This is a genomic window from Marisediminitalea sp., from assembly GCF_984433645.1.
Map to the genome: position 1 here is coordinate 21,199 of NZ_CFIDRX010000010.1, position 7,783 is coordinate 28,981.

General features: G+C 51.0%; 4 protein-coding genes. All 4 read right to left on the reverse strand.

Going from position 1 to position 7,783, the window contains the following annotated elements; translation table 11 throughout:
- Positions 1-30: 30 nt before the first annotated feature.
- The gene (locus AC4MRN_RS02780) at positions 31-3,084 is read right to left on the reverse strand and encodes a TonB-dependent receptor (RefSeq protein WP_491202443.1); all 3,054 of its coding nucleotides are present in this window, start codon (positions 3,082-3,084) and stop codon (positions 31-33) included.
- Positions 3,085-3,407: 323 nt separating this feature from the next.
- Positions 3,408-4,070: a DUF6445 family protein gene (locus tag AC4MRN_RS02785; protein ID WP_370241571.1), complete on the reverse strand. Its 663-nt coding sequence runs from the start codon at positions 4,068-4,070 to the stop codon at positions 3,408-3,410.
- Positions 4,067-5,569, reverse strand: a complete 1,503-nt coding sequence (locus tag AC4MRN_RS02790; RefSeq protein WP_491202444.1) for a tryptophan halogenase family protein — start codon at positions 5,567-5,569, stop codon at positions 4,067-4,069. Before AC4MRN_RS02790 ends, AC4MRN_RS02785 begins: the two co-directional genes overlap by 4 nt.
- A gap of 75 nt (positions 5,570-5,644) precedes the next feature.
- On the reverse strand, positions 5,645-7,783 hold a 2,139-nt coding region (locus tag AC4MRN_RS02795), incomplete at its 5' end, for a TonB-dependent receptor (protein WP_491202445.1).

Here is a 7,783-nt window from a genome sequence, read left to right on the forward strand (position 1 = left end):
AGCCCGGCTGCGTGTTTACAACACAAGATATCAGAAGTTATAGCGCACACCCAGCTGATAGCGGGCTCCTAAATCTTCCAGATACCAAAGTTGATTGCGGGTACGGCCGTGCTCACGACGGTCTTCACCCGTGATGTTGATACCTTCAACAAACACGGTGAGCTGCTCGTTAACCGCGTAGCTGACGTTGGCATCGATTTGCGCATAGCTTTCAACGTATGTGGGGTTATTCGAGCCGCGGTAGTTGATGCGGTTCAAATACTCATCACGCCAGTTGTAGGCTACCCGGGCAGTCAGGCCATCCTTGTCGTAAATAAACACAAAGTTGGCGGTATCGCTCAAACCTGCAAGGGCAAACTGAGAAACGTCCGGGCTGCCAGTGTTGTCGAAGCCGATGTCACCGCGAACCAGCGTGTAGTTTGCCTGGAAGCCAAATCCGGTTTCACCAAAGAAGTGCTGCAGTGCAAGCTCGGCACCGTACAGTTTGGCTTCTTTGTTGTTTTGCGGCAGGCTGGTGCGGAATACCATTTCCGGGTCGCCCGCTTCCGGCACAATATCCCATCCGGGAGTTTCACCCAGTTGCAGCAATTGTTCAGCCGAACCTGTGTAGTCGTCTGCGCCGTTCGGGAATGCTTCCGGTTGCTCCAGCAGCACCATCATCGCGAACAACGACGTATCGTCTACCGCGAAACCACGCTCTCTTAATGCTTCGGCCGCTGCAATAGCGCGTGGGCCATTGGTTTGGTCAAGAATACCAAAGAAGGTGCGATCTTCCTGGCCGGTACCAATAAAGTTGGCTACGCGTTTCTCGAAGAAACCAACAGACGCATAGCTGTTTTCCTCGAAGTACCATTCGGCAGACACGTCAAAGTTGTCTGACTCCAGCGGTAGCAGAGCCGGGTTTGACGAGCTCGCTGTTGCACGGGTACCGTTGAGCGTTGAACCTGAGGTGCCAAAGCCACTTGGTGAAACGCGCAGATCGCCATAGCCTGCCCGGGCAATCGTTTTGCTGTAAGAGAAGCGGGCTTTTACATCGTCAGTCAGCATGATGTCAAAGTCCAGGCTGGGCAGCAGGTGATCGTAATCCGCTTTTACTGACAGCGGAATGGTGTCAGTGCTTGGATCGGTATACAGGCTGAAGTCGTTGTTGTTTTCCCAAATCAGGTAGCTGGGAGGGGTTACCAACGACGTTGAGGTGACGTCGGTTTTTTCGTAGCGTACACCTGCCAGGAAGTTAGCTGGCATACCACCGAGTTCGCCGCTCATGTGCACCTGGAAATACGCCGCAGTGGTGTCTTCCTGTACTACATCGTTGTTCGAGAATACGCTGCTTACACCGAAGAAGTTTGCGTCACTTGGATACAGTGCAATGCCTTCGCGAGCCAGCGCTACCGGATCAGCGATAAAGCCCATTCCCTGACTTTGCCCCGTGTTAAAGTCTTCAAACATGGCGCCGACATTGATTGGTTGGAGTAAGCCGTCTGAGAACTCGCCAGGATTTGCGATACCCCAGTTGCCTAAGGTCATGTTGTCGCCAGCCGTTTGACGAGCCACCATTTCCATTGCGCGGGTTTCGATACCGAAGTCGATTTCGCCATCGTCAAACATCCATTTACCATCGAGTTTGATCTGGTTAATTTCAGTGGCCTGCGAAGCGTGGCGGAAACGCAGAATCGAAGAGCCTACGTCGCCGGCGTCAATGATACCGTTGCCATTACCGCGTGCACTGTCGTCGTAGACGTTGCGGTAAGTGGGGAGCTCAGTGTCGTACCACCATTCACGCGATGCGACGCTGGGTGCACCAATACCCACGGCAATTTCACCTGAGGCTGCGTTATCACTAGGGCCGCTGGGTAAACTTTCCATTTTAGAGTGGTGCGCATCTAATGAGAACATCAGGTTGTCAGAGGCAAAATACTCCAGGTTAATACCAGCAGAGTTCAGTGTATTGGTTTGTTCACGCCATTGTTGCTCGTAGCCTTCGTCAACCGTACCTGGGTATGACTCGGCAATGTAAATGGGCGTAGCGACCGGGCCATCGTCGAAGATTACCGAGGTGACATTAGAGCCGTTTTGTACCCAGTTTGTGATTTCACCACGGTGCTCCTGAATCTCGTTTTCCGCATACAGGTAATCGAAGGTAGCAACCAGGTTATCTGACGCTGCATACTGCAGGGTTAACTGTGCGTTAGTCCGCGTACGCTCAGTGTCAGAAAAGGCGTAGCGCAGGTCATTGGGGCGCGCATACAGCTGGCCAACGTCCGGTGCATTCTGGTAGATGTCACCGCTGTTGTTGAACAGCGTGTCCGGGTCGTTCGGGTCACCCCACACGCCAATATTCCAGTCATTCACGGTGGCGCCGACATAGCCAGAGTGACGTTCCTGAATACTACCCGTCAGTGCGACACCAAATTTTGCGTCGTCGTCAGTCCAGCTGACTAAACCAGACAGCTCAGGCGTCACGTCGTTACCTGCGCGGTTGGTGGTGTCGTGTACTGCTTTAACGCCCGTCGTTGCGCGAAATCCGGGGGTATCCAACGGTCGCGCCGTTTTAATATTTACTGTCGCGCCGATACCACCGGTGGCAATATTTGCCTTACTGGTTTTGTAGACTTCAACGCCGCGAATACCTTCAGATGCCAGGTTGGCAAAATCAAATGCACGGGTGCTGCCACCGCGTGTGGTACCGTCGGCGCCGCTGCCGCCACCATAGGTTTGGGCTGCTGGCATCATACGGCCGTTCAGAGTGATCATGTTGTTGCTGCCGCCAAAACCACGCACGGTAATTTCGTTACCTTCACCATTGGTTCGGCTAATTGATACACCGGTAATACGCTGGAGTGACTCGGCGAGGTTGGTGTCCGGGAATTTACCAATGTCTTCGGCGGAGATGGCGTCTACAACACCAATAGACTCGCGTTTTATTGAAGCGGCTTCTGCCAGACTCGAACGCAATCCTGTCACTTCAATGACTTCTACCGGGTCGGTGGATTGCGCGATGGCGGGAAACACAGTGGCCGTGCCAAGCAATACGGAGACTGCCTTGGTGACCATGGATTGTTTAAACTGATGTGGCTTTTTCATCTGTTGTGTCCTGTTTGGGATTACACTTGTGCCATTCCCGCCCGTTACGTCCATTCCCTGTGGGCTAATAACCTATCAGCATGAAAATCGGTTTTTTGAATGTCGGTAGCAGGCGATAAGGTGAACGCAACACACCTGTATCGCGCCTGTTAATGGCTTGTTAACTTTTTCATGTTGAGGGGGCGTACAGCCATTATTTTATTTGGTATATCAGGTGCTTTTTTTGTAATCACTGATCGCCAAAATATTACTTAAAGTGACATTCAAATTATTGATTTTAATATTTTTGTTGATTTGCGTTGTTTTGATTGGATATGCGTGGATTATCGCAAAAATGCCGTTACCGTGAAGCGTCCGGTGTAGGGATTCAGGTCGGGTATGAAATTGGCTGGAATATCCCCTGAGTGAAGCAATGCACAAGGGTAAATTACCGCGCGATTAAACGCACATGGCACCTGAGCAACACGCGAGAATAACCGGGTGTCTCCGTTAATATAGCCTGGTGTAACCGGCAAGGCGGCCAGTTCAGCGTCCAAACTTTGCTGATAACGATTAAGTGTTGCTTCGGTCACTGCTACCTGACCGGTCGGGTTATAACGGTAAATACTGGTGCCACCAAACGCCGGTGAACACAAGTAATGCACAACCGCGTATTCGTGAGAATACGGACGGTCGAAATGCGGAATGGACTGTTCCGTTGTCAGCTCAGCGGGCGGTCGCGTTACCATCGCAAAGTAAGCTTCGCCATCGCTTAGCGTGTCGGCGATTCTACATTTTTTAAAAGCCAGATTTATGGTGGCCAGCGCATAACGCAGGTAGCCAGCAGGGGCAGGCATTCTTAGCCCCGGATACAGCAGTTCGTCTTTTGGGGCTTTGCCGTTCGACAACGCGTAATCCACTAACTTGTGTGGGCCGGGCATAAAATCGTCAATAATGACGACCTGAAATTCAGTGCCCGGCACAGGCAGCGTTGAGATACTCGTCATGGTTTAGCCGGGCAGGTATTGGCAATAAATTCAGCGTGTGACGGCATGTAGTCTACTGACTTTCTAACCACCCGTTGAATGCCTTCCAGACGTTTGGCTAATTCGTCATCCGGGAATATATCTGCGAGTGCGTTATAACCCTCAGGACGCAGTCCCTGACCATACATGACCTCAAACCAGCTTAAGTCATTGAACAGTTCATTGTTGAAACGGTTAATGCGGCCATTGGCTTTAAACTGATCGATTTTTTCCTGCAGCGTGTCTGGAATTGACATGTTTTTGCAATATCGCCAGAACGGCGTGTCTTCGCGTTCTGTTACGTGATAGTGCAGGATCAGGAAGTCGCGGATACGGGTAAATTCAAAATCCATTTGCGCATTGTATTCGTCAATGTCGCTCTGAGTGGGCGTTTGAAACGGAAAGAAACTAAAGAATTTGGAAATGGCAACCTGCACCAGATGCAGGCTGGTGGACTCCAATGGCTCCATAAAGCCACCGGCTAGCCCAACGGCCAGACAGTTCTTGTGCCAGAACTTGTTGCGCTTGCCGGTAACAAATTTAATTAACCGCGGGTCGGCAAGTAACTCTCCGTCGATATTTTCGCGTAACGTGCGTTCCGCGTCGTGATCGCTCATAAATTCACTGGAGTACACATGGCCGTTGCCTACCCGGTGTTGTAAGGGAATTCGCCATTGCCAGCCCGCTTGTTGAGCTGCCGCACGGGTGAAAGGCCAGGGTTCCTCGGTGAGCGCTGACGGCGCGGCAACGGCGCGATCACAGGGCAGCCAGTGGCGCCAGTCTTCGTAACCGGTCTTAAGTGTTTGTTCAATGAGTAATGCGCGGAAGCCCGAGCAATCAATAAAGAAATCGGCCTGATGTTCTTCGCCGTTTTCTAAGATCAACGAGCGAATATCGCCATTAGGGTGTTGTGTAACCTGAGAAACTTTACCCTCGGTGCGCACCACACCATGGCCTTCGGCGCACTCGCGTAAGAATTTCGCATATAGCCCTGCATCGAAGTGAAAGGCGTAGGCGATATTGGACAGCGGCGAGTTACCGGCATCGAACGGTCGCATAAAGCGCTTCTCGTTACAGGCTAGCGATGACAGGGTATATTCGTCAAGTGGCGCGGCTTTGCCTTGTTGGCGCATCTTCAGCCAGTAATGGTAGAAGTGCACGCCTTCCATGTTTTTTCCTACCTCGCCGAACGCGTGGTAGTAGCTGTGACCGACTTTACGCCAGTCTTTAAACTGAATGCCTAATTTAAATGTGCCTTTCGTTCGCTTGATAAAGGTGTCTTCATCGAGCCCGATGAGATCGTTAAACAACAGAATTTGCGGTATGGTGGCTTCGCCAACGCCGACGGTACCAATATCTTCTGATTCAATCACCTGTATTTCGCAGGGGTGATTTTTGAGAATTTTACCCAGTGCCGCTGCGGTCATCCAGCCGGACGAGCCGCCGCCGAGAATAATGATTTTTTTGAGTGGTGAATGCATAACGAACCCCAAAAACGAAAAAATCAGGCTGGCGCAAAAGCACCGGCCTGATACGGTTTACAACAGTGGTGCAAACTAGAAGTTTGCACGCATCACAAAGGCAACCCGACGGTCTGACTTAAACCATGAACGGCCGGTTTCAAGCCCCTCATTGTTTAACACCATAATGGTTTCAGACTGTGAATTGGTCAGGTTTGTGCCCTGAATACCCACCGTGACATTCTCGTTCCAGTTATAGAATATCGAGCCATCAAGCTGACCGATGTCATTGTAAAACAGCGGTGCTTTAGAGATAACGTCACGGGTTGTTAACAGGTAACGCGAACGCCAGTTATATGCTAAACGTGCGCTCCAACCGTCCTTTTCGTACATGGCAACAAAGTTAGCCGTGTGCTTAGACTGACCTTGTAGCGGCACATTGTCCAGACTTACACGAATACCGGTATCGGTGAAGTCATCACCCAACCAGCTTTCGTCTTCAACGTCGACTTCGTTGTTCGGTACACCCGAAGCATCGATGTAGGTGTACGTTGCCTGAATACCCAGTCCGTCAAACGGCGCGGGCAGCATGTCGTAGAATTGTTGATACGCAATCTCGACACCATCCATTTTCCCTTTACCGCCATTGGTGGTAGAGCTAAGCAACACGTTTTGTGTGCGACCCGTTGTCGGGTTGGTGTATTCCTGTACAGACGCGCCCTGAATAAAGTAGTTTTTCAGATCTTTGTGGAAGTAAGTCACACTTAACTGACCTACATCTGCAAAATACCATTCAAGCGCGATATCGTACTGTGACGACTCCATGGGTTTCAGGTAAGGGTTGCCACCTGAACCTGTCCAGGCAGGTACATATGCGGTTTGTACCAGGTTAGTACCTGGCTCTGGCGGATTATCTGGATCCGGGTTAGCAATAGGACGAACCGCTTGTACTGATTCATTACCCAAAGACGCTCTGTTGCGCACGTCACCCATATCTGGCAACGCTACCGCTTTAGAGTAGGCGAAACGCGCAATCAGATCGTCGGCCACTTCCATTTTGAAGTTAAAGCTGGGTAAAAGCATATCGAAATCAGTTTTGGCCGACAGACGTTCTTCAGCATCATTACCAAAGGCTCTCTCTGAGTCAGACAGGTAATTCAACTGATCACCAATCCAGCGGTTTTCTTCGGCTGCCAGTGCCTCTTCCAAATCGGCGTAGTTACCCGCTGCAACCTGCTCGTTTAACCAGTTAGACACGATTTCGCCAGTGAGTGGGGCACCTTGTAGTGATTCTGGTGGTAAGAAATCAGGTACCAGATCCGGGAAGGTCACCGCGCCATCCGCACTGCGGTCAAGTTTTACGTAACGCAAACCAACGTTACCGCTGTAGCGCAAGTCTCCGGTGCCTTCAAAGTTAACCCGCAGGTAAATGGCTTTGTTGGTTTCGGTGGTAATGTTCACTTCGCCAGGCGTAAAGATGCCGTATTTTTCATCAACTCCAGGTCTGTCAGGATACGGTTCCCATGTACCGCCTGCAGACATGTATGGACGAGCGCCGTTAATGATAGAGCGAACATAAGCTTCCGTTGCATGGATAGTCTGGTTGCCCGGAATATTGGCTACGCCACCACCGTGGAAGTCAGACCAATCCACGTATTCAAAGTTGCTTGAATCTACCGGGATGGTGTCTAACCAGCCAGCAGGTGCAGCACCGGTAAATTCAGGCGCTAACGAACCCCAGTTCCAACTGGTAGAACGCACGGTCTGTTCGCGTTTGGCATAACGCACACCAGCCTGAACAGACGTGAATATACCATCGCTATCCAAGTGATAGGTTCCGTCTAAGCGCGTCGCGATTGAGTCACCTTCAGAACGCTCGTAGTGATCCATTGCGCTTCGTAGGAAATAGGAAGTCGGGTCCTGGAAGTAGTTGGTATCGCCTGCGGGATCATCAGTAAAGCCCGGATAAACACCTCCGGCGTATACGTCAGGGTTTTCATCACGATAACCAAAGTAGGGTTCCAGCAACGTCATGGTGGGTGTGCTGCCTGTTATATCGTAGTGCTGACCCGCGAACGCGGCGGTGTGCACAACGATATCATCGTCTTTGGTTTTAGCTTTGATGTACTGAATGTCACCTACCAGTTCTAGTGCATCCGTAGGCATCCACTCTAAATTGAACGACAGGTCTTCAACCAGGGTATCGGTTTGTTTTACACGCGAATCAAACTGGTA